Origin of the sequence: Arthrobacter mobilis, assembly GCF_012395835.1 — a bacterium.
Lineage (GTDB): Bacteria > Actinomycetota > Actinomycetes > Actinomycetales > Micrococcaceae > Crystallibacter > Crystallibacter mobilis.
In genome coordinates, this window is the sequence record NZ_JAAZSQ010000012.1 from 93,076 (window position 1) to 115,548 (window position 22,473).

At 69.1% G+C, this 22,473-nt stretch carries 27 protein-coding genes and 1 tRNA gene; 10 read left to right on the top strand and 18 right to left on the bottom strand.

Annotated features, from left to right (window positions below; translation table 11 throughout):
• The first annotated feature begins 222 nt into the window (after positions 1-222).
• A tRNA-Leu gene (locus HGG74_RS13175) sits at positions 223-305 on the top strand.
• Between the two features lie 184 nt (positions 306-489).
• Here HGG74_RS13175 and HGG74_RS13180 read toward each other — a convergent pair.
• Positions 490-768, bottom strand: a complete 279-nt coding sequence (locus tag HGG74_RS13180) for a YciI family protein (protein ID WP_168487016.1) — start codon at positions 766-768, stop codon at positions 490-492.
• Positions 769-1,142: 374 nt separating this feature from the next.
• Between HGG74_RS13180 and HGG74_RS13185 the strand changes: the two genes are divergently transcribed.
• Positions 1,143-1,913 (top strand): hypothetical protein, encoded by a 771-nt coding sequence (locus HGG74_RS13185; protein ID WP_168487018.1) that lies wholly within the window; start codon positions 1,143-1,145, stop codon positions 1,911-1,913.
• A 99-nt stretch (positions 1,914-2,012) separates the two neighbouring features.
• Here the strand turns inward: HGG74_RS13185 and HGG74_RS13190 are convergent, their stop codons facing one another.
• The 10 genes from HGG74_RS13190 to HGG74_RS13230 all read right to left on the bottom strand — a co-directional run bounded on the left by HGG74_RS13190 (position 2,013) and on the right by HGG74_RS13230 (position 8,665).
• Positions 2,013-3,035, bottom strand: a complete 1,023-nt coding sequence (locus tag HGG74_RS13190; protein ID WP_168487019.1) for a hypothetical protein — start codon at positions 3,033-3,035, stop codon at positions 2,013-2,015.
• Positions 3,036-3,174: 139 nt separating this feature from the next.
• Positions 3,175-3,885, bottom strand: a complete 711-nt coding sequence (locus tag HGG74_RS13195) for a zinc metalloprotease (RefSeq protein WP_168487021.1) — start codon at positions 3,883-3,885, stop codon at positions 3,175-3,177.
• Positions 3,886-4,158: 273 nt separating this feature from the next.
• Positions 4,159-4,284, bottom strand: coding sequence for a hypothetical protein (locus tag HGG74_RS21945; RefSeq protein WP_281356130.1), 126 nt, complete (start codon positions 4,282-4,284; stop codon positions 4,159-4,161).
• A 43-nt stretch (positions 4,285-4,327) separates the two neighbouring features.
• Positions 4,328-4,774 (bottom strand): type II 3-dehydroquinate dehydratase, encoded by a 447-nt coding sequence (aroQ, locus tag HGG74_RS13200; RefSeq protein WP_168487023.1) that lies wholly within the window; start codon positions 4,772-4,774, stop codon positions 4,328-4,330.
• Positions 4,775-4,829: 55 nt separating this feature from the next.
• Positions 4,830-5,507: a DUF6766 family protein gene (locus tag HGG74_RS13205; protein WP_168487025.1), complete on the bottom strand. Its 678-nt coding sequence runs from the start codon at positions 5,505-5,507 to the stop codon at positions 4,830-4,832.
• A gap of 82 nt (positions 5,508-5,589) precedes the next feature.
• On the bottom strand, positions 5,590-6,021 hold the full coding sequence (locus HGG74_RS13210) for a hypothetical protein (protein WP_168487027.1): 432 nt from the start codon (positions 6,019-6,021) through the stop codon (positions 5,590-5,592).
• A gap of 101 nt (positions 6,022-6,122) precedes the next feature.
• Complete coding sequence (locus tag HGG74_RS13215) at positions 6,123-6,329, bottom strand: CDGSH iron-sulfur domain-containing protein (protein ID WP_168487029.1); 207 nt, start codon at positions 6,327-6,329, stop codon at positions 6,123-6,125.
• A 1-nt stretch (position 6,330) separates the two neighbouring features.
• Positions 6,331-7,371, bottom strand: a complete 1,041-nt coding sequence (locus HGG74_RS13220) for a glycosyltransferase family 2 protein (protein ID WP_246262882.1) — start codon at positions 7,369-7,371, stop codon at positions 6,331-6,333.
• A complete protein-coding gene (locus tag HGG74_RS13225; protein ID WP_312856841.1) occupies positions 7,368-8,414 on the bottom strand; it encodes an iron-containing redox enzyme family protein in 1,047 nt (348 codons plus the stop codon). The genes HGG74_RS13220 and HGG74_RS13225 overlap by 4 nt, the downstream gene beginning before the upstream one ends.
• Positions 8,415-8,452: 38 nt before the next feature.
• Positions 8,453-8,665, bottom strand: a complete 213-nt coding sequence (locus HGG74_RS13230) for a PLDc N-terminal domain-containing protein (protein WP_168487033.1) — start codon at positions 8,663-8,665, stop codon at positions 8,453-8,455.
• 139 nt (positions 8,666-8,804) lie between these two features.
• On the opposite strand from HGG74_RS13230, the gene HGG74_RS13235 reads away from it, so the two are divergent.
• Positions 8,805-9,185 (top strand): VOC family protein, encoded by a 381-nt coding sequence (locus tag HGG74_RS13235; protein WP_168487035.1) that lies wholly within the window; start codon positions 8,805-8,807, stop codon positions 9,183-9,185.
• A 186-nt stretch (positions 9,186-9,371) separates the two neighbouring features.
• Here the strand turns inward: HGG74_RS13235 and HGG74_RS13240 are convergent, their stop codons facing one another.
• Complete coding sequence (locus HGG74_RS13240) at positions 9,372-9,773, bottom strand: DUF5997 family protein (protein ID WP_168487037.1); 402 nt, start codon at positions 9,771-9,773, stop codon at positions 9,372-9,374.
• Between the two features lie 164 nt (positions 9,774-9,937).
• Here HGG74_RS13240 and HGG74_RS13245 point away from each other — a divergent pair, with 164 nt between their 5' ends.
• Positions 9,938-10,696 carry a LysR family substrate-binding domain-containing protein gene (locus HGG74_RS13245; protein ID WP_205761883.1) on the top strand — a complete coding sequence of 253 codons (759 nt, stop codon included), beginning with the start codon at positions 9,938-9,940 and terminating at the stop codon, positions 10,694-10,696.
• A gap of 42 nt (positions 10,697-10,738) precedes the next feature.
• On the opposite strand, the gene HGG74_RS13250 is transcribed toward HGG74_RS13245, so the two are convergent.
• Positions 10,739-11,836, bottom strand: coding sequence for a carboxylate-amine ligase (locus HGG74_RS13250; RefSeq protein ID WP_168487039.1), 1,098 nt, complete (start codon positions 11,834-11,836; stop codon positions 10,739-10,741).
• A 312-nt stretch (positions 11,837-12,148) separates the two neighbouring features.
• On the opposite strand from HGG74_RS13250, the gene HGG74_RS13255 reads away from it, so the two are divergent.
• Genes HGG74_RS13255 through HGG74_RS13270 form a run of 4 tightly spaced genes read left to right on the top strand, consistent with a single transcriptional unit; the run spans position 12,149 to position 15,265 of the window.
• Positions 12,149-13,030 (top strand): manganese catalase, encoded by an 882-nt coding sequence (locus HGG74_RS13255; protein ID WP_168487041.1) that lies wholly within the window; start codon positions 12,149-12,151, stop codon positions 13,028-13,030.
• Positions 13,031-13,076: 46 nt separating this feature from the next.
• Positions 13,077-13,820 (top strand): MBL fold metallo-hydrolase, encoded by a 744-nt coding sequence (locus HGG74_RS13260; protein WP_168487043.1) that lies wholly within the window; start codon positions 13,077-13,079, stop codon positions 13,818-13,820.
• A 34-nt stretch (positions 13,821-13,854) separates the two neighbouring features.
• A complete protein-coding gene (locus HGG74_RS13265; protein ID WP_168487045.1) occupies positions 13,855-14,406 on the top strand; it encodes a hypothetical protein in 552 nt (183 codons plus the stop codon).
• A gap of 43 nt (positions 14,407-14,449) precedes the next feature.
• Complete coding sequence (locus tag HGG74_RS13270; RefSeq protein WP_168487047.1) at positions 14,450-15,265, top strand: FRG domain-containing protein; 816 nt, start codon at positions 14,450-14,452, stop codon at positions 15,263-15,265.
• Between the two features lie 10 nt (positions 15,266-15,275).
• Here the strand turns inward: HGG74_RS13270 and HGG74_RS13275 are convergent, their stop codons facing one another.
• The 4 genes from HGG74_RS13275 to HGG74_RS13290 all read right to left on the bottom strand — a co-directional run bounded on the left by HGG74_RS13275 (position 15,276) and on the right by HGG74_RS13290 (position 18,666).
• Positions 15,276-15,614, bottom strand: a complete 339-nt coding sequence (locus HGG74_RS13275) for a DUF8129 domain-containing protein (protein WP_168487049.1) — start codon at positions 15,612-15,614, stop codon at positions 15,276-15,278.
• A gap of 79 nt (positions 15,615-15,693) precedes the next feature.
• Positions 15,694-16,443 carry a response regulator transcription factor gene (locus tag HGG74_RS13280; RefSeq protein WP_168487051.1) on the bottom strand — a complete coding sequence of 250 codons (750 nt, stop codon included), beginning with the start codon at positions 16,441-16,443 and terminating at the stop codon, positions 15,694-15,696.
• A gap of 56 nt (positions 16,444-16,499) precedes the next feature.
• The gene (locus HGG74_RS13285; RefSeq protein WP_168487053.1) at positions 16,500-18,026 is read right to left on the bottom strand and encodes a sensor histidine kinase; all 1,527 of its coding nucleotides are present in this window, start codon (positions 18,024-18,026) and stop codon (positions 16,500-16,502) included.
• Between the two features lie 415 nt (positions 18,027-18,441).
• On the bottom strand, positions 18,442-18,666 hold the full coding sequence (locus tag HGG74_RS13290) for a hypothetical protein (protein WP_168487055.1): 225 nt from the start codon (positions 18,664-18,666) through the stop codon (positions 18,442-18,444).
• A 256-nt stretch (positions 18,667-18,922) separates the two neighbouring features.
• Between HGG74_RS13290 and HGG74_RS13295 the strand changes: the two genes are divergently transcribed.
• Positions 18,923-19,735 carry an inositol monophosphatase family protein gene (locus HGG74_RS13295; RefSeq protein WP_168487057.1) on the top strand — a complete coding sequence of 271 codons (813 nt, stop codon included), beginning with the start codon at positions 18,923-18,925 and terminating at the stop codon, positions 19,733-19,735.
• A gap of 38 nt (positions 19,736-19,773) precedes the next feature.
• Positions 19,774-20,571, top strand: a complete 798-nt coding sequence (locus HGG74_RS13300) for an enoyl-CoA hydratase/isomerase family protein (RefSeq protein ID WP_312856842.1) — start codon at positions 19,774-19,776, stop codon at positions 20,569-20,571.
• A gap of 77 nt (positions 20,572-20,648) precedes the next feature.
• Here HGG74_RS13300 and HGG74_RS13305 read toward each other — a convergent pair whose 3' ends face one another.
• Positions 20,649-22,325 (bottom strand): NERD domain-containing protein, encoded by a 1,677-nt coding sequence (locus HGG74_RS13305; protein ID WP_168487059.1) that lies wholly within the window; start codon positions 22,323-22,325, stop codon positions 20,649-20,651.
• Positions 22,326-22,473: the final 148 nt, after the last annotated feature.

The following is a 22,473-nucleotide window of genomic DNA, read 5'->3' on the forward strand; positions in this document are numbered from 1 at the left end:
CCGCACCCTCGAGTGGCGAAGGTCACAGTTGCCCATCTCCCGGCAAAGGGCCCGGGTGGCCGCGTCAGGGCCTGTAAATCCGCGGAAATCCGGGGGCTTTTGGCCAGTTTGGGGTCCGTTTAGGTTTTTTGGGCACTTTCAGGCTAGTATTGATTTCGCTGTTCGAGAGGAACGCGGATCAGGGTTTGGGCCCGATGGTCCGGGAACCGATGGAACGGATGCGCGCGAGTGGCGGAACGGCAGACGCGCTGGCTTCAGGTGCCAGTGTCCGAAAGGGCGTGGGGGTTCAAATCCCCCCTCGCGCACGCAGCAGAACCCCGGAAAATCAAGGATTTTCCGGGGTTCTTTCTATGTGCCCCCGCGCGAGGTCGGGATTTGCAGGCTGTCCGAGATGTCCGGCGCCGGCCTGGGCCGGCACCGCATATGGTGTGAGTTCCGTGGCCCGCCCTGCGGGCCCACCCGTGCCGCAGCCGGCTGAAGCGCACGTGCCTACTCGAAACGCACGACGTCCCACTCGAGGATCCGCGGCTCTGCGAGTCCCTCGGTGATGAACGGATCGCCGGCGATGAAACGTTCGGCGTCCTGGCGTGAAGTGAAGATTCCCATCGATGCGGCGGCCGGATCGGGGGTCTGGAACGGGCCGAGAGCCACGAGCCCGCCGCCGTCGGCGCGAAACGCTTCGTAGTAGGCCTGGTGGCGGTGGTATGTCTCCAGAACGCGCGAGCGCTCGACGCCCTCATGCAGGCTGTACAGCACGACGAATTCCATGGACGCGATCCTACCGGCCGCTGTTGGAAGCGCGGGAGATCTGTCTCGAACATGGTGCTGGAAGCGCCCTGACCGGGCTCCTTCAGCGAGTTCGAGCTATCCAGGGGCCATAGGGAGCCTTTCGGCCACCACGGCCGCTCAGGGCGTGCCGAAGCGGTAATAACGGTGCCGTAACGGTTATCCCTTACTGTTCCGTCATATCGTGATCAATGAAAACTGATCCCTGCAGCGTCCATGGCGATTCTTTCGTGTCCGGTTGTACGCCGAAACGATGGGCGCTTCCGTTAGGAAATTTCAACGGCCGCCCCTCAACCGGCACCTGGCCGGCGCAGGTTCGGCGATCCGGGCGGCCAAGGACCCGGAGGAGGCATGAGATGCCTGGGCAGCACGAGCACGGCGGCGGGCACGGTGGCCATGGCGGGCACGGCACGATGGGCGTCCACGGCATGCTGCTGTTTGGCGAGGATGCCCTTTACCTATCGCACCTGCCGATGTTCCAAAGTCCCCACAACTTTCAGGTGATCCTTGAGGTGGGTTTCGACGGCGCCGCGGCCGAGGTGCTGCAGGCCGACCGTGAAACCAACGGCCACGGCCTGTACACGTTCAAGCCGGAAAGGTTTCCCATCACCGAGCTCGACCCGGGCGGAGGCGGCCCGGCACGATCCTCGGTCAAGGGCGAAATCTTCCAGGGCCATTTCGAGCGCGGGGGGCAAACGATTGCCCGCGCGGTCGCCGAGGTCCGCAACGTCGTGTGCTTCCAGGAGCTCGACCTCACGGCAAGCCACGCGCCGGACCAGGACCTGACCTACCTCTGTTTCGGGCGCGCCGGACAGCTCCACCTCGCCCACCGGATTACGGCCAGCCCCGACTTCGACCAGGTTCTCACTGCACGACTGATCCCCGGTACGGTGACGGATCCGGCCGGCCGGCCCGTGGGAGAGGACGTGACCGGGGACTTCGACCAGGCCGTGCCGGTGGCATTCGAGGGGCGCAGCGACACACCGCAGGCCCGGCTGGCACCCCAGGAGACCGTGGAGGGCTTCTTCTTCGCGACCGCCGGGCCGACCGGCTCCCACGGGTTCCGCGTCCAGGTGGAGACCGGCCGGGAACTGTACGTCGAACTAGGCGAGCTTGGCTCCGGCTGACCCTGCACAGGTGCACGGACTGCTGCTCATCGATGCCTCAGGGTCCCGCGCCAGCGGCCGGATCGCAGCCGGTTCCGGTTGCGGGCATGCGGGATCGCTTCAGGTTTTCTTCAGCCCGGTCAGCACCTTCTCGACGTCCGGCTGCGCCACCCCGGTCACCTGCGCGATTTCTGCGGCTGTTTTGCCTTCGGAGTCGAGGGTTGCCACCGTTTCCAGGAAGTCCCGGGCCAGCCGGTTGGCAGTGGTCCACTCGGTCACGGTCATCCCGGCTTCCCGGGCCCGCGCCCGTGCACCCGGGAGTGTCCAGCCCGGGTCGGCGGCCCCGACAGGGCTCGTGGCGGCGATGGCCGCGGCTGCCTCCACCTCGGCCTGGCTGTAGCCCTCGGACCGGGCAGCCAGCCCGGGACCGGGGTCCCCGCCGCCGTCGGCCTGGTCCATTCCCTGCTCGGCCCAGTACCCGTGCTGTGCCGCCTCCGCCAGGATCACAAGCTCCCGTTCCCGGCCCGGGTCCTCATCCTCGTGGTCGAGGTCCCCCGGCCCGTCCTCCGGGTGTCCGTAGTAGACCATGTAGTCGCCGTCGAGGAGTGCGAAGCCGTACTCCTCCCAGTAGCCCTGCAGCGCCGTCTTCGCCGGGGAGCCGGCCGGCGGCTCCTCCCGGCCGCTGCCGGGCAGGGGAGAGGCGCGCAGGATGATCAGCGGACAGTTGCGCCCGACCGTGGCGTGGATAGACTCCAGGACCGCATGCCCGAGCTTTTGGCCGCGGAACCCGGGCTTGATCTCTAGGGTCGAGAGGATCATCAGGTCCCCGCCGAAGAAGCCCAGCCCGGACTCCTCCAGCACCTGCGGGTGCAGCTCGAGCACCTCCGCGAAGCCTGCCGCTTCCTGGTCGACCGCATCCAGGGTCTCGAGCAGGTCGATGTCCCCGGCCGCCGGGATGACGTGCACGACCGCGCGGCCAATCTCCATCTCCTGGCCGTCGGAGTCATCGTCCTCGAACACGTCCGCCGAGACGTCCACCTCCCAGGTCATCGGGTAGTCCTCCGGGAAATTCACCGCGTCCGGCTTCCGGCGGTATGTCATCCGATAGGAGAGGTAGAGGTACTCGGGCTCGACTTCGATCATGCTCAGGCTGCTTCCTGCTGTGCCGGGGGTACGCGGCCCAAAGTACCTTCCGGAGCCCGGTTTGTCTGCTCCCGGCAAGGGAAAGTCCGAAGGGCGGTGCAAACCTGGTCCGCCCGCACATCATCATCTGGCCCCGCCGTCAGGCGTCTGCATCGTAGATGACGGCCAGATTGTAAAAGTTGGTGCTGTCCGGCACGGGGTCGGTGCCGTCGTCGGTGAAAGCGTTCATGACATCGCTGCCGTCCTTCCGGTGGACCAGGCCCAGGGCGTGGCCCAGTTCATGGACAACGGTCGCCAAGGCACCGTTGTCACTGGTCTCGTCCAGCAGCCGGGTGTACAGCGTGATCCTCCCGCCCTCGCGGACGCCGCCGCTGTCCCAGCCGGTGAACTCGCCGTCAGTGTTCCGGCCGCCGCCGGAGTATTCCTCTTCCACTGCCACGCAATTGCCCTCTGCCGGGCATGCGGGCACGGCGACCGCATTCAGGCAGGGGCTCCCGGACCAGATCCCGGCCGCTTCTTCCACCATCCGGGCATAACGTTCGGACAGGCCGGACGTCTCGAAATAGACCAACAGTTCCTCGCCGTCGGGCTTTGGCCAGGGCGTTTCGGGGCTGTCACCGTGGTCCACGTCCAGCGTCCTGGCTCCCGCGGGGGTCTCGCAGGTTGCCGGCGCTTCGGCGCTCTCCGGACCCGAGCAGGCGGGCAGCAACAGAGACGACAGCAGCGCGGCCGTGGCCAGGCGGGCAGATCTGCCGCGGCTGCCGGCCCGGCCCTGTGCCGTTCCAGGCGTCTGCTTCCCCCGGACCTGCTCCCGGAACTCTCCACGGGCCGTCGCGCGCATCTGCTCCATGGCGCCAGTATGCCGTCCGGAAAGGGCACCGGCCAGGCCGGCGTCATGAGGGGCAGTATTTCCGGTTTTTGGGACGGCGCTGACAGGCAGGGGCGAAGCGTCACCGTCAACGGAAGCAGGGCGCATGCCGGAAACAGGGGCGGGGGAGCGGCGGCGGTTCCGGCTGGTGTTCGTCCCCCTGCTCACGGGCCTGTTCGACTTAGCCCGGGGCGCCGCAGGAAGCCTCGCCGCGGTGGCCGTGGAAGAAGCCAGCCGCCTGAAGGGTGGCGGTTGCTAGGCTGTCACCTTGTTCATCAGCTCGTTTTTCTCCGGCGTGACCTCCACCGGCAGGTTGGGCCTGACATTGTCGTTGAACCAGGCGTCGTGCTGATCGGTCTCCCGGATTTCGACAACGTTCACCCCGCCATCGCTCTCCTGGGCGTAGTGGGCCGGGACCGGAGCCTCAGCGGTGCGCCAGGTGGTCGACGGCCATCAGGTAGCCGCGGGGTCCGGCGCCGGCGATCACCACTTCCGCGACCGGGGAAACGTACGAGTGGTGGCGGAAGGCCTCGCGCCGGTGAATGTTGGTGATGTGCACTTCCACGGCCGGGACTTCCACGGCCGCCAGCGCATCGTGCAGGGCCACGGAGGTGTGGGTGAAGGCACCGGGGTTGATGATGATGCCGATGTCCCGGCCCCGTGCCTCGTGGATGGCGTCGATCAGTACCCCCTCATGGTTGCTCTGGACGCAGCTGACGCTGATGCCGTGGGCGGCGGCCGCTTCGGTCACCAGGCGCTCGACGTCGGCCAGGGTGGTCGACCCGTACAGGTGCGGCTCGCGGGTGCCCAGCAGGTTGAGGTTGGGGCCGTTGACCAGCAGGATGCTGCGGGAATCGTGTGCGGAGGCCATGGTGTCCTTTCCAAACGGCAGTTGGTCTCCCGCATATTCTCGCAGCGCGGACGCGTCAGCCCTCCACCGACGTTTCGCCGTGCGGCGCGCCCACCGGCTTGGACTCGGGCGAGCCGCGCTGGCGCAGGTAGACGGAGAGGATCACCATGGACAGCACGGCCAGGAACTCGGACTGCCAGTTCTGCAGGGTCCGGTTCCAAAATTCGGCCGAGCCCAGGTATTCGCCCCAGGTACCCGGATCCTGCAGGTTGGTCAGCTGGTCGGCCGCATAGGCGGAGAAGCCGGTCACCGACTGGGCGAGCCAGGACAGGACGAAAACCGTCCCCATGACCAGGCCCAGAGAGTTCGAATACAGGGCGGTCTTCAGGCCGCCGGCCCTGGCCCACGCCGGTGATTCCGGTTTCGCGTGCCGGCCGATCAGCTGGTCCTCGTCCGATTCGGCGCCGCGCCTTTCGATTTCCTTGGATTCGGGGGAACCTCGCTGGACCAGCCAGACGGTCAGCACGATGAAGAGCAGGAACTGCAGGTACTCGGACTGCCAGTTCTCGGTCACGTCCACGGCGAACGTCGAGGAGGTCACATACTGCAGGAAGCTGATCTCCTCCAGGTTGGCGCTGACCTGCTGTTCGTTGAAGTAGGCCAGACCGGAGAAAGCCTGTCCGATGAGCGAGGCCAGGAAGAGCAGGCCGAAGGCGATGCTCAGGCCGTTGGTGACCAGCGGATTGTGCTTCATCGCGCCAGCACCCCGATCACGAGCGTGTAGGCCAGGCCCACGGCGAGGGTCCCCAGGCACAGCCAGAATGCCCAGCGCATCGTCAGTGCCCCTTTACTTCGCAGTCGTACGGCCGCTCGCCGCGGCTGGCGCAGCCGGCGGCCGTGACCACCCACCGGTCCCCGGAGCGGGTCAGGAAGACGGTGTCGCCGTCCAGCTTCACCTGCGCCTCGCGCCCATAGGCCCGGCCCTCCAGAACCTTCGAGGCCGTGGCGAGGCCCAGGCCGGAGAGCTTGCCGGCGCAGCTGCCCGGATCGCCGCTCTCAAGCTCCTCGATGGTCCCCGGGGCCAGCAGTTCGCATGCGGCGGCACTGTCGCCGGAGGCAAGCAGCTGGTGGAACCGGCCGGCCATGGCGGCCGCTTCGTCGCTGCCAGGATTCAGCGCGGAGCAGCCAGGGGCCAGCAGCAGCACGCTGCCGGCGGCAGCCAGCCGGACAGCTGCCGCCCGTCTGGAACCCAGCTTCCAGAAAGTCATGGTGCGCCTCCTCTGGCCCGCGGACGGGACATCCGCATTCCGGGGTCCCGGAGCGTCCCGCGTGCAGGCTTCAGGAGGCATATACCCCGACCGGCAAGGCTTTATGCGCGGAACCCAATGGCCTTGTGCGTACCGTCGCAGTAGGGCTTGATCGAGGATGCGCCGCAGCGGCACAGGGCCACGGTCTTGCGGTTCCGCGGCACCGGGTCGCCGTCGGGGGTGAGGATTTCGACGTCGCCGCGCAGCAGCAGCGGCCCGTTCGGGCAGGCGATGATGGCGTTGTCCGCGGACTTGCGGTCGGGTTCCATGTCAGGCTCCTTGTCGTGGTTCCGCCGGCTGCCGGGGCCGGACAGGCGGGGCCGGTGGTTCCGGCGAGGCGAAGCGGCGCCGCAGCCGCGCCGGGGACGTGCCGGCACGCGGCATCCGGCTGCCGGCGTAGCGGACTCCGCCGGTGAGCCGCAACGCCACCGCCAGCCAGCTGCAGACGGCCCGTTCCAGCAGCCAGGCCGGCGCCCACAGCGGTGCCGTCGGCGGGAAGACGGCGGCACCGCCGCACCGCCGCCGGCCGAGTTCGGCCAGCAGGCAGGCTGCGCCCGCGAGGGGAAGCCAGCGGGCAGGGCGGCGCAGCGACCAGCCGATGAGCGGCAGCAGGGCCAGTTCCGCCAGCAACCGGCCCGGCTGGGCCAAGGAGTCGTAGGCCTGCCGGACGCGCTGGCCCCTGAAGTGCGCGGCGGCCGGGGGAATCCGGGCGACGAACAGGTCGTCGGCGCGCACTTCCCGTCCGCCGGCTGCCGTCATTGTGCGGATCAGTTCCAGGTTCTCGAACAATACGTCCCCGTCGTAGCCGCCAGCCGCGAGCAGCGCCGCGCGCCGCACGGCCAAGGTGCCCGGGAAGTCCGAGCCGAAGGCACGGTTGAGCAGGGTGCGGGCGGTGTCCCAGCGGGCATGCCACGGCAGCGGCGTGAAGTAGTTCTGCGGCCTGACGATCTCGGCCCCGGCCAGCAGGCCGACGGCGCGCCGCAGGGCCGGCAGGGTGTACCGGACGTCGTCGTCGGCCAGCACCAGGTACGGGGCGCGCGCCTGCATGACGCCGGTCATGACGCCGGCCACCTTGCCGTTGCGTCCCGGCCAAGGCGCCGGGGCGCAGTGCTCGGCGATGCCCTGCCAGGCGGCGGAGTGCCGGGCGAAGAGCTCCGGCGGGGAGCCGTCCACCACCCGCACGCGGATCCACCGGCTGAGCGTGCGCAGGTAACCGGTCAGTTCCTCCAGCCCGGCGTCCGAGCTCCAGCGCAGCGGCAGGATGTACTCCGCATCGGCGAGCTCCGGCAGGCCGCCGGCGTGGCCGCTCATATCGTGGCGGATCCCACCGGTTCGGGCAGGGGCAGCCGCAGCGAGCTGGTCCCGTTCTGCCACGCCGCCAGCTGATGCCCGCCCACCATCGCGTCCATGGCTAGGCAGGCAGCGGTTCCGAAGAGAATGTCCGGGACCAGCTCCGGGCTGGCCTCGGCCAGTCCACCGGCCATGTCCCGGGCAGCAATCTGCTCGTGCACGGCGTCGGCTTCCACGTGCTCGTCGAAGTACAGGGCCACGTCGTCGCCGTAACCGAGGCGGCGTACGCCGCGGGCATAGAAGCGGTTGGGGATGGAGGAGGTCATCTCGAAGGCGGCCAGATGTCCGACGATGGCACCGCGCAGGCGGCGGTTGAGGCCGAACAGGGACATCATGTTCAGCGCCGCCAGCGTAACGGCCGGAATGTGGTCGATGTAGGCTCCGTAGGAGTCCTCCAGCCCCACGCCGCGCAGCGTGCCGGCGAACAGGGTCGAGTGCATGCGGTGCGCCCGGCCGCCGCCGTACTCGTCCGCCTGGATTTCCACCAGCGCAGCCTTGGCCCGGCCGGTGAGCCGGGGAATGGCCCAGCTGTGCGGGTCGGCCTCCTTAAGCTGGTAGATCGAGCGGTGGACGAGGAACTCCTGCAGCTGCTCCCGGGTCGCCGACGCGGCGACGAACCTCGACACGCTGGGCCCGTCGTCGTTCCCGGTGAGGGTGAAGAGCGCATCGGCCACCGCTGCGGATGTTGCCTGGGGCGGCTCCGGAAGCCGAACCAGCCGGCGCAGGGCCGCCTCGTAGGCCTGCTCGAGCCGCACCCGGACGGCGAGCAGGCCAGGATGCCATTCCCAGCCCGCGTCCACGCCGTCCAGGCCGGTGTAATGCAGTTCGTAGAGGCAGAAGAGGGCCAGCTGCACATCCTCGTCGCGGAAGATGTCTGCGGTCTGCTCCAAGGCGGTGCCGGCAGCCTCCGCCAGGGCCGGCAGCCCGGGCGCTGCGGCGGGTGCGGAACCGAGCGCGTCAAGCAGGGCGGAGCTCAGCGGACCGCGCGGATCAGGCGTTTTCACCAAGACTCCTATCGTCAGCATGCTTGGGATTGTGAACTTTAGCATCTGGAGGGCCGGCTCCCTAGGAGGGCCAGCCACAGCACCGGCCCGAGGACCGGGGCCAGGAGGACGACGGCGGCCCAGGCCGCCTTGGCGGCGCGGTCGTGGGATTCGCTGCGGAGCACGCTCACGAGTGTCCCGGCGGCCAGCAGTACGGTGAACAGGCCGCCGGAGACGGCGGCCGGCAGCCAGAAAAGGTCGTCCCAAGACATCGCGTTCCCCCGTCGCGTCCTGTGGTTGCGGGCCAATGCTTCCGGTTACCGACTTTACGCAGTCGGCAGCGGCCGGCGCGTCAAGCCGGGGGAGGATATTTTGCGCCGCCTGCACCGGCGGGGCGGTACTGTTCAGTGCATGCGTATCAAAATGTGCAGCATCCACGTCCAGGATCCGGCCGAGGCGTTCAAGTTCTACACCGGGACGCTCGGGTTCGGTGAGCTGGTGGCGATGCCTGAGTACAACCTGTTCATTGTGAAGTCACGGGAGGAAGGGCAGGACACCGGCCTGCTGCTCGAACCCAGCGACAATCCCATCGGCGAGGCTTACCGGAAAGGCGTATACGACGCCGGCCTGCCCGCCATTGTCTTCGGCGTGGAGGATGTGCAGGCCGAGTACGAGCGCCTGTCCGCCGCGGGCGTGAAGTTCACCAGCGAACCGGCCCCGGATCCTGCCGGCGCGATGGCGGCGGTGTTCGACGACGGCTGCGGCAACCTCGTCCAGCTGCACCAGGACTGACCCGTCCGCACTTTTTCCTGGCCCCTGAAAACGCCAGGAAATCCAGAAAACCCCGAAATGGGAATCTGCTCCCGGTTCAAACCGGGAGCAGATTCCCATTTCGGGGGAGGTGCAGGGGAGGGACGGGGGAACGGGGGGGCGCGCTTCCGGGGCACGGACTGCCGGACCGGGAGCGGCGAAGCGGACCTACCGCTCCTTCTGCGCTGCCTTTTCCTGTTCCTTCTCCTTCTCCTTCACCCGCTGCGCCTCAGCGCGGACGGCCGCCTGGGTGGCGCGCTCGGCGACCAGCCAGGCCGGGGGATTCTGCAGCAGTTCGGTGATCTCCGCCGTCGTCAGGGGCTCGGTGATGCCCCCGCGGGCCAAGCCGCTGATCGAAACATTGAGCTTGCGCGCCACTTCGGGCCGCGGATGCGGGCCGTTGCGCCGCAGTTCGGACAGCCAGGCCGGCGGGTTGGACTGCAGCTCATTGAACTCGGCACGCGAGATCGGCTTGTCCTGGAACTCCTGCGGGGCGGCAGGCAGGTAGATGCCCAGTTTCTTGGCGGCCGTGGCCGGCTTCATGGTCTGGGACGGTTTCTCGCTGGTCATGGAACCAGCCTATCCGGTGAGGGTCCCGGCGCGAGCTTGCGAGCGGTGGGAACCGGATAGGCGCTACCGCCGAGGGTCCCGCTCCGAGCGAAGCGAGGAGGGGGAGGCGGATAGGTGCCGGCCGCCGAATGCCCGGGCAGCTGCGTTAGTGTGGTCAAGTGCAGATGGACCAGGAACAGCCCGCCTTACGGTCCCTGACGGTTGGCTTCGTCCCCGGCGTCACCCCCGGAAAATGGACCAGGCGCTGGCAGGAGCGGCTGCCGGACATCCCGCTGACCGTCTTCGAGTGCAGCGAGGTCGAGCAGCTGCAGATCCTGCGCGACGGCCGCGCGGACATGAGCTTTGTCCGCCTGCCGGTGGACCGCGAGGGCCTGGACCTGATCCCGCTGTACAAGGAGCTGCCGGTGGTGGTTGCGCCCCGGGAACACGACGTGGCGCTGTACGACGACGAGGTCCCGCTGGCCGAGCTGGCCGGGGAGAACTTCCTGGATCCCGAGGAAATGGGCGGGGCCAGGACGGGCATCGAAGTGGTGGCCTCCGGTGCCGGCGTGATGATCCTGCCGATGTCGGTGGCCAGGCTCTACAACCGCAAGGACGTGGTCTACAAGCCGCTGGCCGGGGCCGAGCCGACGCAGATTGGCCTGGCCTGGCTGAGCGGGCGCACCGACGAGACCATCGAGGAATTTATCGGCATTGTCCGTGGCCGGACCGCGCACAGTTCCCGGCAGCCTTCCGTGCAGCAGGAACAGCAGCGCCGGAAGGGCGGCAAGCGGGCCGGGAACGACGGCGCGGGCCAGGGGGCGGGTGCGAAGGCCGGCAAGGGCCAGGCCGGCGGCCCCAGGGGCGGCAGCGGCAAGGGCAGGCCGGGCGGTTCCGCCGGGCGGAAGGGCGGCGGCCGGGGCCCGCACCGCGGCCGGCGCTGATCCGGCCCGCCGCACGCCAAGTCGCCGCGTGGCTCCGGCAGCTTAATCCTGGTGGGTAAGCCGGACGGCTTCGGCCACCGCTGCCTCGACGCTGCCTGAGCCGCGGGCGGTCCGGCGCTGCTGTTCGGCTCCTGTTCCACGGGAAACCAGTTCGGTCAGCAGGTCCTCAACGCGTTCTTCATCCCCGTGGCGGCGCAGCGCGTCGCGTACGTGGTCCAGCAGCGTGGCGAGCGCCTTGGCGGCAGGAACAGGTTCGTTCGCTACCGGGCACAGCAGATTGGCCTCCAGGCCGCTCCGGCTGGCCTGCCACATGGCCAGCCGCAGGGTTGCCGTGGGCGTCGGGGCGGGCGGGATACCGGCGCGCCACTGCGCCGCGGCGGTCTCGACCAGCGCCCTGGCGAGGGCGGCGATCAGGACGGCGTCACCGGCCCGGAGGCAGACGTCACTGACACGGATTTCCACCGTCGGGTGGCTTCGGGACAGCCGGGCATCGAAGTACAGCATGGCTTCGTCGAGCGGAACGCCGGTCCGCAGAAGCTGGCCCACCAGGGCGCGGTAGGCCTCGGGGGAGCCGAGCAAATCCAGCGGGCCCGTGGAGGGCCAGCGGCCCCACAGCTGGGTCCGGTAGCCGGCATAGCCGGTGTCGACCCCGCGCCAGAACGGCGAGTTGGCGCCCAGTGCGGCCAGCACGGGCAGCCAGTTCCGGATCCGGTCGAGCACGGCCACACCCTCTGCCGGCGAGTCGACCCCCACATGGATGTGGTATCCGCAGGTGAGCTGTTCGACGGCGGTGAGGGCGAAGCGCTCCTGCAGGGCTTCGCAGCGGGCCGCAGGCACGGTCCGGGACTCGGTGGCCAGCGGCGCCGCGCCCAGGGCAGCCACGCGCACGCCGGCTTCCCGGGCCAGGGTGTCGGCCTGCGCCCTGCCTTCTCTGATCGCCCGGGCCAGGCCGGCCAGCTCGGTATGGACGCCGGTGACGGCCTCGATCTGCTCCTGCTTGAATTCATGGACGAGCCGTACCGCGGCCTCTGCGGAACCGGTTGCGTCCATCCGGCTGAGCAGCTCGCCGACGACCGGCGCCGCCATGCCGGTGGCGGGGTCGACCAGCAGGAACTCCTCTTCGATCCCGAACGTCCTCATGCGGCGCTCCTTTGACGGTTACAACTGGCGGCGGACGGCGTCTGCGTCCGCCGCACCCGGTGCACGGGCAGCCGCGGACCCCGCCGCCGGTTCCGGCAGGCGGAAATGTGAACCATCGTAGGCAGGCGGAGGGGAGGTGTCGAGGCGGTTGCTGGCAAATAGCTAAGCAAACTTATTAAATTTGCTGGAGGTCCTTCCCTTGCCCACAACCAGTGGGTAGCGTCGGAGAACCGGGTCCGGCCGCCGGCCAGCCCAGACAGGCGGGCAGGCCACCAGCGGCACCGGGCCCCTCCAACCGAGGGGAACTTTTCCGTGTTTTTCCACAAGCAGGAACTTCAGTACAACGCCACGCCGGACAAGCCCGACGCGGTCTTTGCCCGGAAACTCCAGGAAGTGATCGGCGGCCAGTACGGGGAAATCACCGTGGCCATGCAGTACAGCTTCCAGGCCTGGAACGCGCATATGCCCGGCAAGTACCGCGACATGCTGTTCGGCATCGGGGCCGAGGAATTCGGCCATGTCGAAATGCTGGCCACCATGGTGGCCCAGTTGCTGGAAAAGGCGCCCCTGGGCATTACCGACGACGCGGTCCAGTCCGATCCCACGGTCGCCGCGGTCATCGGCGGGACCGACGTGCAGGCGGCCATCGTGGCCGGTGCCGGGGTGCGGCCGGTGGACAGCAACGGTAATCCGTGGCAGGGCAGCTATGTCACCGCCAGCGGGAACTTGCTGGCGGACTTCACTGCCAACGCCAACGCCGAGATGCAGGGCCGGCTCCAGGTGGCCCGGCTCTACCACATGACCGACGACCACGGGGTCCGGGACATGCTTTCCTTCCTGCTGGCCCGGGACACCATGCACCAGAACCAGTGGATCGCCGCCGCCCAGGAACTGCGGGAGGAGGGCGCCGAAGACCTGCCGGTGCCCAGCAATTTCCCGCTGAACAAGGAAAAGCGCGAGGTCGCCTACCAGTACCTGAACTTCTCGGACGGGGCGGCGGCCGCCGAAGGCTCCTGGGCCGGGGGCCCCACCCCGGACGGCAAGGGTGAATTCAGCTACGCGGACGGCCCGACCACATCGGCGCCCATGCCGCCGCCCACCCACCCGGACGCCCGCTTCTTCGGCACCACCGAGCTGCCGAACCTGGTGGAAAAGACAGCGGGCGCCGTCCAGGACAAGCTGCACAAGGAGTAGCCGGGGCCGGACGGTCCAGAGCAGCCCGGCATGGCAGGGGGAAGCAATGCTTTACGAAAACGTCGCAGCGGGAATCCACCTGTTCGAACAGGCCAACGTGAACTGCTACATCGTCGAGGACGGCGACAGGTTCATGCTGGTCGACGCCGGGCTGCCCGCCATGTGGAGGCCCATGGGTGCGGCGCTGAGGAAGCTTGGCCATGAGCCTGGCGCCGTCGCCGCGCTGGTGCTCACGCATGCACACTTCGATCACGTGGGCTTCGCGGCCAGGCTGCAGCAGGAATTCGGGGTGACCATCTACGTCCATCCCGGTGACGCATATATTGCCGCGCATCCATACCGCTACCGGCATGAACGGAACCGGCTCCTCTACCCGGTGCGGTACCCGGCCTGCATCCCGTTGCTGGGCCGGATGGCCCTGGCCGGGGCGCTGAACGTCAGGGGCGTGCACAATGTCGCGGTGCTGCGGGCCGGGGAAGCTGCCGACCTGCCGGGCCGGCCCGTCGTCATCCACACTCCCGGGCATACGGACGGGCACTGCGCGCTGCACTTTCCCGACCGCGGCGCCGTCATCACCGGGGACGCCCTGGTCACCCTGGATCCCTACACCGGGTTCACCGGCCCGCACATTGTTTCGGCCGCGGCGACGGCCGACACCCGCACGGCCCTGGCCTCACTGTCGGCTTTGGCCGCCACCGGCGCCCGGACCCTGCTGCCCGGCCACGGACAGCCCGACGGCGGCGGGATTGCCGCCGCCGTCGACCAGGCCCTGGCGCGCGGCGCCAGCTAAGAAACCAACCGCCACGATCAACGGAGGAAAACCAATGTCCAGCAACCTTTTCGCCCGCTCGATCCATGACCTCACCGCCGCCGCCTGGTTCGGCGGATCGCTGATGGGCGCCATCGGGCTCAACGGCGCCGCTGCCCAGGCCAAGGATCCGGTGGAGCGGGCCTCGCTGTCCACCATCGGCTGGATGCGGTGGGCGCCGGTCCAGGCTGCCGCCCTGGGGCTGCATGTGATGGCCGGACTGGCCCTGAAAATGGGCAACAAGGAGCGGGAGCTCGCCCAGCACGGGGTCGCCCGGGATTCGCTGATCAAGGCCGCGGTCACGCTGGCCGGGGCCGGCGTGACCTTCTACGCCGGCCTGTTGGGAAAGAAGGTGGGCAAACTGGCCGAGGAAGGCGCCGAGGGTGCCACCGAGCCGTCACCGACGGCCTCGGACGAACTGAAGGCGGCGCAGATGCAGCTGAAGTGCCTGCAGTGGGCCATCCCGGTCTTCGCCGGCACCACGATTGTGCTCGGGGCCAAGCACGGCGAGATGCAGCGTCCGGAAAACGTGCTCACCGGAATCCGGCGGCGCCTGTCCTGGTCCTAGGCACCTGGCCGGGAACGCAAAGAGGGGAGCAGCTGAAAAACCGGTGAACAAGGACGGCGGGGGCAGCCGGAACGTGCTGGCCCTCATCGAGGAGCTCACGCTGGAGACCTGGCAGCCTTCCGGGGCCGACGTGCGGCCGCGGGTGGCCTACCGGGGCCTGGGCTCCGAGAACCACGGCCTCGACACCGGGCTGTTCCGGCTGCGCGGCGACTCGAGCGCCGACATCGAGCCGCATATCCTGCGGAACCTGCGCAAGTACGCGCACCGGGACGCCTCCCCGGGCGATTCGGACTGGAACTGGCTCAGCGTGGCCCAGCATCACGGGCTGCCCACCCGCCTGCTGGACTGGACGCACTCGCCCTATGTCGCCCTGCACTTCGCCACTGCGGACCTGGCGCTCTATGACGAACCCGGGGTGGTGTGGTGCGTGGACTACGCTGCCGCCCACCGGCTGCTGCCGGAGGTGCTGCGGGACGAAACCGAGGCCAGCGGCTCCGGGCTCTTCACCGTCGAGATGCTCTCCCGCGCCGCAGCCACCCTGGAAGAGTTCGACACCTTGCACGATGCCGAAGGCAACAGCGTTCCGGTTTTCTTCGAGCCTCCGTCACTGGATGCACGCATCGCCAACCAGGCGGCAGTGTTCTCCGTCATGACCGACCCGCGGGCCAGCCTGGGCGACTGGCTGGCCCGCCACCCGGAGCTGTTCCGGAAGGTTGTGGTTCCGGCGGAGCTCAAGTGGCGGGTCCGCGACCACCTGGACCAGGCCAACGTGACCGAACGCGTGCTCTTTCCGGGCCTGGACGGCCTGTGCCGGTGGCTGGCCCGCTACTACGGGGAACGGCCGCCGGACCGGCAGTGAAGCGCGCGGCTCAGCGCGGCTGGGCGGGGTTGGTGGGATCCCCGTGCGAGGGGGGATTCATCGGGGGGCCGGACGTGGCCGGCGAGACCTTGGAACCGGCATGGCCCTGGCTGACCTCGGGCGTATCCTGTTGCACGCTGCCACTGGGGGTGGCTCCCTGGCGCAGAGCGTCCAGCCGCTCCTGGAGCACCTGCACCACCGGCAGCCGGTTGCCATGCTGGGTTTCGTACTCGAGCAGTGCCGCCACGCCTTGCTCGTCCAGGCCGCTGATCCGCGACGGCAGGGTGCCCAGCGGCAAATGGTCATAGTCCGGCAGCGGCAGTTCGTTGTGGTTCGGGGCACTGCTCATGTTGTTCTCCTCGGGGTTGAACGGAACCATGCGTGCACGCCCTTAAATCCTAAGCCAGCTGACTATTTCCGCAATGGACTCAGGCCGGTTCCGCGGGCTTGAGGATGTAGCCGGCGCCGCGCACGGTGTGGATCATCGGCTCCCGGCCGGCGTCGATCTTCTTGCGCAGGTAGGAGATGTACAGCTCCACAATGTTGGACTGGCCGCCGAAATCGTAGGCCCAGACCCGGTCCAGGATCTGGGCCTTGCTCAGCACGCGGCGCGGATTCTCCATCAGGAACCGGAGCAGTTCGAACTGCGTGGCGGTGACCTGGATCTGCTCGCCGCCACGGCTGGCTTCATGCGTGTCCAGGTTCAGCACCAGGTCGCCGACCACCAGCACCGAGCTGTCGGCCGCTGCACCGGAGCGCTGGACCAGCCGGTGCAGCCTCAGCAGCACTTCCTCCAGGCTGAACGGCTTGGTGACATAGTCATCGGCCCCGGCCGTCAGGCCGGCGATGCGGTCCGAGACCGCGTCCTTGGCCGTGAGGAAAAGCGCCGGCACGTTCGGCGCGAACGAGCGGATCCTGGCCAGCACTTCGACGCCGTCGAGCAGGGGCATCATGATGTCGAGGACCAGCACGTCGGGGTGGAACTCGCGGGCCCGCTGGACCGCCGCGGCGCCGTCTCCGGCCGTGGCCACTTCCCAGCCGGCCAGCCGCAGGCCCAGGCTGACCAGTTCAGTCAGCCGCGGTTCGTCGTCCACGACCAGGGCGCGCACCGGGGTGCCGTCCGGACGGCGCAGCCGGGGCAGATGGTCGGTCAGGGCCTGGGCCGGAGGCTCGGTCATGCGCTTTCCTTCCGCTGTCGCGGTGCCGTTGCGGGCACAAGGTACGGGCATACTGCTCACAGCGTATCCGGGACGGGGTCCGGTTGGCAGGCAGGACCGGCCGCCGGGAGGCGGACGGTGAATTCCGTCCTGCCCGGCCTGCTGCTGACGCCGATGCGGCCGCCGTGGGCGGCCACGATCGCGTCGGCGATGGACAGGCCCAGGCCGTGGCTGCCGCTGTCCGACCGGGCCGGATCGCCCTGGGTGAAGCGGGAAAAAATCCTGTCCATCAGGTCCGGGGCAATGCCGGGGCCATCGTCGGTCACCGTGACGACGGCGCCGGCCCCGGCTTCCCGGCGCAGGGCGGCCACCACGGTGGTGCCGGGACCGGTGTGCCGGTGCGCGTTGGCCAGCAGGTTGATCAGCACCTGCCGCAGCTGGCGTTCGTCCCCGCGCACGGTCACCGGTTCGTCCGGCAGCTGGACCCGCCAGGTATGCGCCGGTGCTGCGGCCTGGGCGTCGCTGACGGATTCGACCACCAGCTGGGTCAGGTCCACGTCCTCCTCCTGCGGCGGATGTCCTTCATCCAGCCGGGCCAGCAGCAGCAGGTCCTCGACCAGGGCGGTCATCCGCAGCGACTCGGACTCGACCCGTTCCAGGTACAGCCGCCCGTCCGGAGCCAGCGGCTGGGTGAACCGGATCAGCTCCGCGTAGCCGCGGATCGTCGCCAGCGGCGTCCGGAGCTCGTGGCTGGCATCGGCGACAAAGCGGCGGAGCTGGGTTTCGATGCGCCGGCGTGCACCCAGGGCGCCAGCGACATTGTCCAGCATGAGGTTGAAGGCATGGCCCAGGCGGCCGACTTCGGTGACCGGCTGCGCGGCGGCCGGGGGAACCCGCACGGACAGGGCCACGTCGCCCTGGTCCAGCGGAAGCTTCGAGACCCGGGTGGCCACAGCGGACAGGTCCTCCAGCGGACGCAGCGTCCGGCGGATGATGACCAGGCCCAGCAGCCCGGTGGCGGCCAGCCCCGCCAGCGACACGGCCGCCGTCGTCGTGGTCAGCGACGCCAGCGTCCTGTCCTTCCCCGCCAGGGGAAGTCCGGTGATGATGACGCTTTCGTCCTCCTCATCGGCACGCGCAATCAGGCGGTAGCTGCCCACCGACAAGGTGCGGTCGACCGGCGGCGCCCCCACCGCCAGGCTGCCCAGCTGCTGTACGTCCTCCTCGGGCAGATCCTGCCGGTGCCCGGCAGGTGTCAGCAGCCCGGCCCGCCAGAACTCGCCGTCGCTGATGCGGGCATTGAGGGTGCCGGCACCTTGGGCCGGGGCCGCGAGCGGGTCCGGGGGAGTTTCGTCCGCCCCGTGGAAAAGCAGGCCGAAGTGGATGGCCCGGTTGGAGGCTTCTTCCAGCTGCTGGTCCAGCTGTCCGGACAGATAGACGTTCATGGCCCCGTAGCCGATCAGGCCGACGGTGGCGGACATGGCAGCCAGCAGGGCCAAGGTGGCCAGCAGCAGCTTGGTGCGCAGGGGCCAGGCGGAGAAACTGCTCCGGCGCGCGTAGCCGGGCTGGCGCGGCGGCCGGGGCTGCACGTTGACATTCTGCATCGAATGCCTCGTTTCCACGGGTCGGGGCTGGAATCGGGTGCACCCGGCCCGGCGCCGCCGCACCGGGTGCATGCTGGCTTGATCCTACCCGCCGCCGTCCCTAGACCGCGCCGAGGAGCCGCTCAAGCATGGGCTCGATGTGCGTGAACCATACGCCGGCGGCACCAGCGGCGACCACCACCACGATGGCGGTAGCCAGGACAAACCAGGGAAACTGCGCGGACTGCCGGAAGCGGGGGTTTGGTATGGGTATTCATGTGGACCTCTGCTTTCAGTTGGATGCCGCCCGCTGGGGCCTTGCGGGCGGCACACAGCCAGTTTCGGGGCTGAACGTGGGCAGAGGGTGTGGGTTATCTAAGAATTGGCTAAGTCCGGCGCGAGCAGGGCCGCCGGAGGGAAGGCCGCCCCCGGACAGCTACTGGCCGACGGCCTCCGGCTCCTCCGCCACCGGCCAGGCCGTATAGCCTTCCGCCTTCTCGAACAGGGTCCGCAGGTGGGGTCCATGGCTGGCCAGCCACAGCGCGTTCGCAGCCTTGGTGACAGTGTCCACGCGTCCGGTACGGACGATCCGGCCGTCTTTTTTGATCTGGACCTGCCGCCCGGTGAGAACCTTCCAGTCTTCGACGCAGAGAGCGTCCATATAAATGCTGCCTTTCGTGGTGCTTCCGTGATGACTGCCGGCCCGGGGCCTTCCTCATTGAACGCTAGCGGGGAGCCGGCGGCGGCGGTATGTGCTCGGCCACGGTTCGGACCGGGCGGTTCTGTACGGATGACCAGTCGCCGGGTCCCTCGCCGGATAGCGCTTCGTGCCCTCCCAAACCTCGCTGCGCTCGATTCGGGCCCTCCCAAACCTCGCTGCGCTCGATTCGGGCCCCTCGGGCACTACGCTGGTGTCCATGATCACCGCCGTATCCCCGGACGGAACCGCTCCGGACTCCCTCGACGACACCGCCCTGGCTGCCTGGCTGGTCCGCTCCGCCGGCGCACTGGCGGCCCGCATGCGGACCGGCGTCACCACCTTCGAGGAGAAGACCAGCATCTCGGACGTCGTCACGGCCGCCGACCACGCCGCCGAGCAGCTGGTGGTGGACACCTTGCGCCGGCTGCGGCCGGAGGACTCCATCCTCGGCGAGGAAGGTTCCAGCCACGAGGGCAGCTCGGGCCGGACCTGGGTGATCGATCCGGTGGACGGCACCTACAACTTCTTCACCGGCGGCAGCTACTGGTGCTCGGCGCTGGCCCTGAAGGACGACGGCGGCGTGCGGCTGGGCGCCATTTACCACCCGGCCGAGGATGCGCTCTGGCTCGGCGGCCAGAACCTGCCCACCACGCGGAACGGCGTGCCGGCGGGCCAGGCGGTGTCGGCCCCGCTGGCACAAAGCTGCGCCTCCGTCTATCTGCACCACACCTATCTGCGCGACGACGCAGCGGCGCAGCCCTACTTGGCGGCGGTGCTCGGGGCGGCCACCTACCGCAGCTGGGGCTCGGCCTCCTGCGAGCTGGCGGCGACCTCAGCCGGGATCTTCGGGGTTTGGTTCCAGCAGGGACTGCCGGAATGGGACTGGTTGCCCGGCCTGGCCCTGGTCGAGGCGGCAGGCGGGGACAGCGCCGTCGTCGACGTCAACGGCTACCGCTGGCACGTGGCCGGCGGGCGGCAGCAGGTGGCGGACGCCGTCGCCCTGCTGAGTACTGCCCCTGCCGTGGCATGATGGGAGGGATTTGGGACCGATCCAGGAGGGGAACCACCGTGGAGAAGAGCTACGAGACCATCACCCTTGAATGCCTGGGCGAGCTGGCCACGGTGGTCATCAACCGCCCGGACGCCCTCAATGCCCTGAATGCGCAGGTGATCGCGGACCTGCGCCAGTTCGTGGCCGACGTGCGTTCGGAGGAGGGCGCCGAGGTGCGCAGCATCCTGATCACCGGCGCCGGGGAGAAGGCCTTTGCCGCCGGTGCCGATATCCGCGAACTGGCGGAGATGACTCCGGCGGAGGCCGAGGCCCACAGCGCCGCCATGCAGGATTTCACCCGGATGCTGGAGACGCTGGGCCTGCCGGTTATCGCCTGCGTGAACGGCTACGCCCTCGGCGGCGGGCTGGAGCTGGCGATGGCCTGCGACTTCATCTACGCCACCGAGAATGCCAGGTTCGGGCTGCCCGAGGTGGGGCTGGGGCTGATTCCCGGCTTCGGCGGCACCGTCCGGCTTCCCCAGCTGGTGGGTCCGGCCATGGCCAAGGAACTGATCTACACCGGACGGAACATCCCCGCGCAGGAAGCGCACCGGATCGGCCTGGTGAATGCGGTGTTCGCGAGCAAGGACGACATGCTCGACGCCGCCGCGGCGACCTGCCGGGAAATTGCGGCCAAGTCTGCTGCCGCCGTCGCCAATGCCAAGCGCACCGTGGATGCCGCCGCCGGGCTGCCGACGGCGGAAGGCCTGCTGGTTGAGCGGGCCGCCTTCGGCCGGGCCGCGGGCACGGAGGACTCGCGCATCGGGACCAAGGCGTTCGTAGCCAAGCAGAAGCCGGAGTTCGTCGGCCGCTGAGCATTCAGCGGCTGCCCAACCTACGGGCGCTCAGGACCGAGCCCGGGCCGCTCTCCTGCGGGTCCCTCGTGGCCCACTCAGCGTGGAGGGTCCCAGCTCTCGGCGTCGCCGAGCCGGCGGGCGACCGCGGGACCGCCGACCTCCTCCAGCAACTGCCGCGGGCCGGCAACCACCAGCAGGCTGCGGGCCCGGGACAGCCCGGCGTACAGGATTTCGCGGGCCCGGGCCAGATCCCCGAAGCCGTTGACCGCCAGGACCACCACCGGGCGTTCCAGGCCCTTGAAGCCAAGCACGTTGCCGTAGAACACCGAATCCGCTGCGAGGAACGAATCCCAGTACCCGTCCCAGCCGTACCGGTCGATGATCTGCTGCTGTTCCGGGTGATTGCGCTTGGTGGTCAGCAGAGCCACCTGCCCAGGCGCCCAGCCTTCGACGCTGGTCAGGTGCGCAACGGCGTCGTCGGCCCGGCCGGTGGACTCCGCCACCGGCGCCTCGACCAGGCGGACCTTGGCGCCGGAGAGTCCGCGGGGCCGGGTCAGCTCCCCGGACAGGGATCCGCACAAGGCGGCGATCTGTTTGGTGTTGCGGACGTTTTCACCGAGTACGAACGGGTCCGAGGACACCGGCGGGTTGCCCTTGCGGTTGAAGATCCGCTGGCTGTCATCGGAGAAGACGAACAGGCCGCCCTCCGCCGGATCCTTCAAGCAGAGCAGGATTGCCTCCCACCAGACGGATTCGAAGTCCTGGCCCTCGTCCACCACGATCGCGTCGAACAGCTCCGACTTGTCCTGCCGCCGGGCCCGGCGCATCAGCGTCCGCGGCAGCTGGCGGTTGTAGTAGTCGTCGGTGAGCATCCGCGGATCCAGCGGGTGGTGCGCTCCCCAGCGCAGCGGCAGGTCATGGAACATCCCCACATGCGCGGGGCGTTCGTGCGGTTTCCAGTTGCCGGTTACGCGGGCGAAGTAGCGGGACAGGCCCCGGCCGTAACACAGCAGCGCCACACGCTTGCCCGCCTTGGCCAGGCGGCGCGTCTGCTCCAAGGCCAGCCAGGTCTTGCCGCTGCCGGCCCCGCCGATGATCTTCGCGCGTTTCTGATAGCGGAGCAGATTCAGGGTCCGGCCCTGGTCCCGGGTCAGCTGGTCCGCGATGGCTTCATGCTCCGCGGCCGGCTGCGGCAGGCCGGCTGCGGCCGGCAGTGCCCGCAGGATTTCGGCGGTCATCCGCTCCAGCGATTCCTGGCTGATGTCACCGTCACCGTCGCCGGAGGCGTTAAGCGCGCCGCGGACCGCTTCCGCCGCGCGGTCCAGATCTTCCCGGGCAATGACCATGGACCGGCTGCAGCCGGGGATTTCCCAGTCCCGCGGGACGGAGGTGCAGGGCAAGGCGAGCAGGTGGGCGAAGCGGGCCTCGTTGCGCAGCCCGAGATGGGCGCCGAGATAGCGCTGGAGCATATGGCGCGCGTCCTGGACTTGGGTGACCGGGTCCTGCAGCGGATATTTGTTGCTGTTTCCCTGCTGGTACCAGCGCCCGGCCTCGTAGCTGACCCGGCCGCCCTTGACCTCGATGGCAGCGATCCCCACGTGTGGCCACAGCACCAGCAGGTCGATTTCCCGTTCCCGCCCGTTTTCGTTCACACCCACCGAGTGCATCAGGATGGCGTCCGGCGGAAGCTGGCGTTCCAATGCCTCCCAGACGTCCCGTTCGGCGTGCCTGTCCGGCCCGAACCCGGGCCGCTCCGGAATACATCGCGGCATGCTGTCCCCTCCGAACAGTTGGCAAGGTACGCCTAAAACCTACCCCAACCCCCATCGGTGGACAGCGGCTCCGCCCGGCGGCCTCCGGGTAGCAGGACGGGCAAATCCCGGGCTGCTGCCGCCGTGTGCCGGGCGTCGGGCGGGCCGT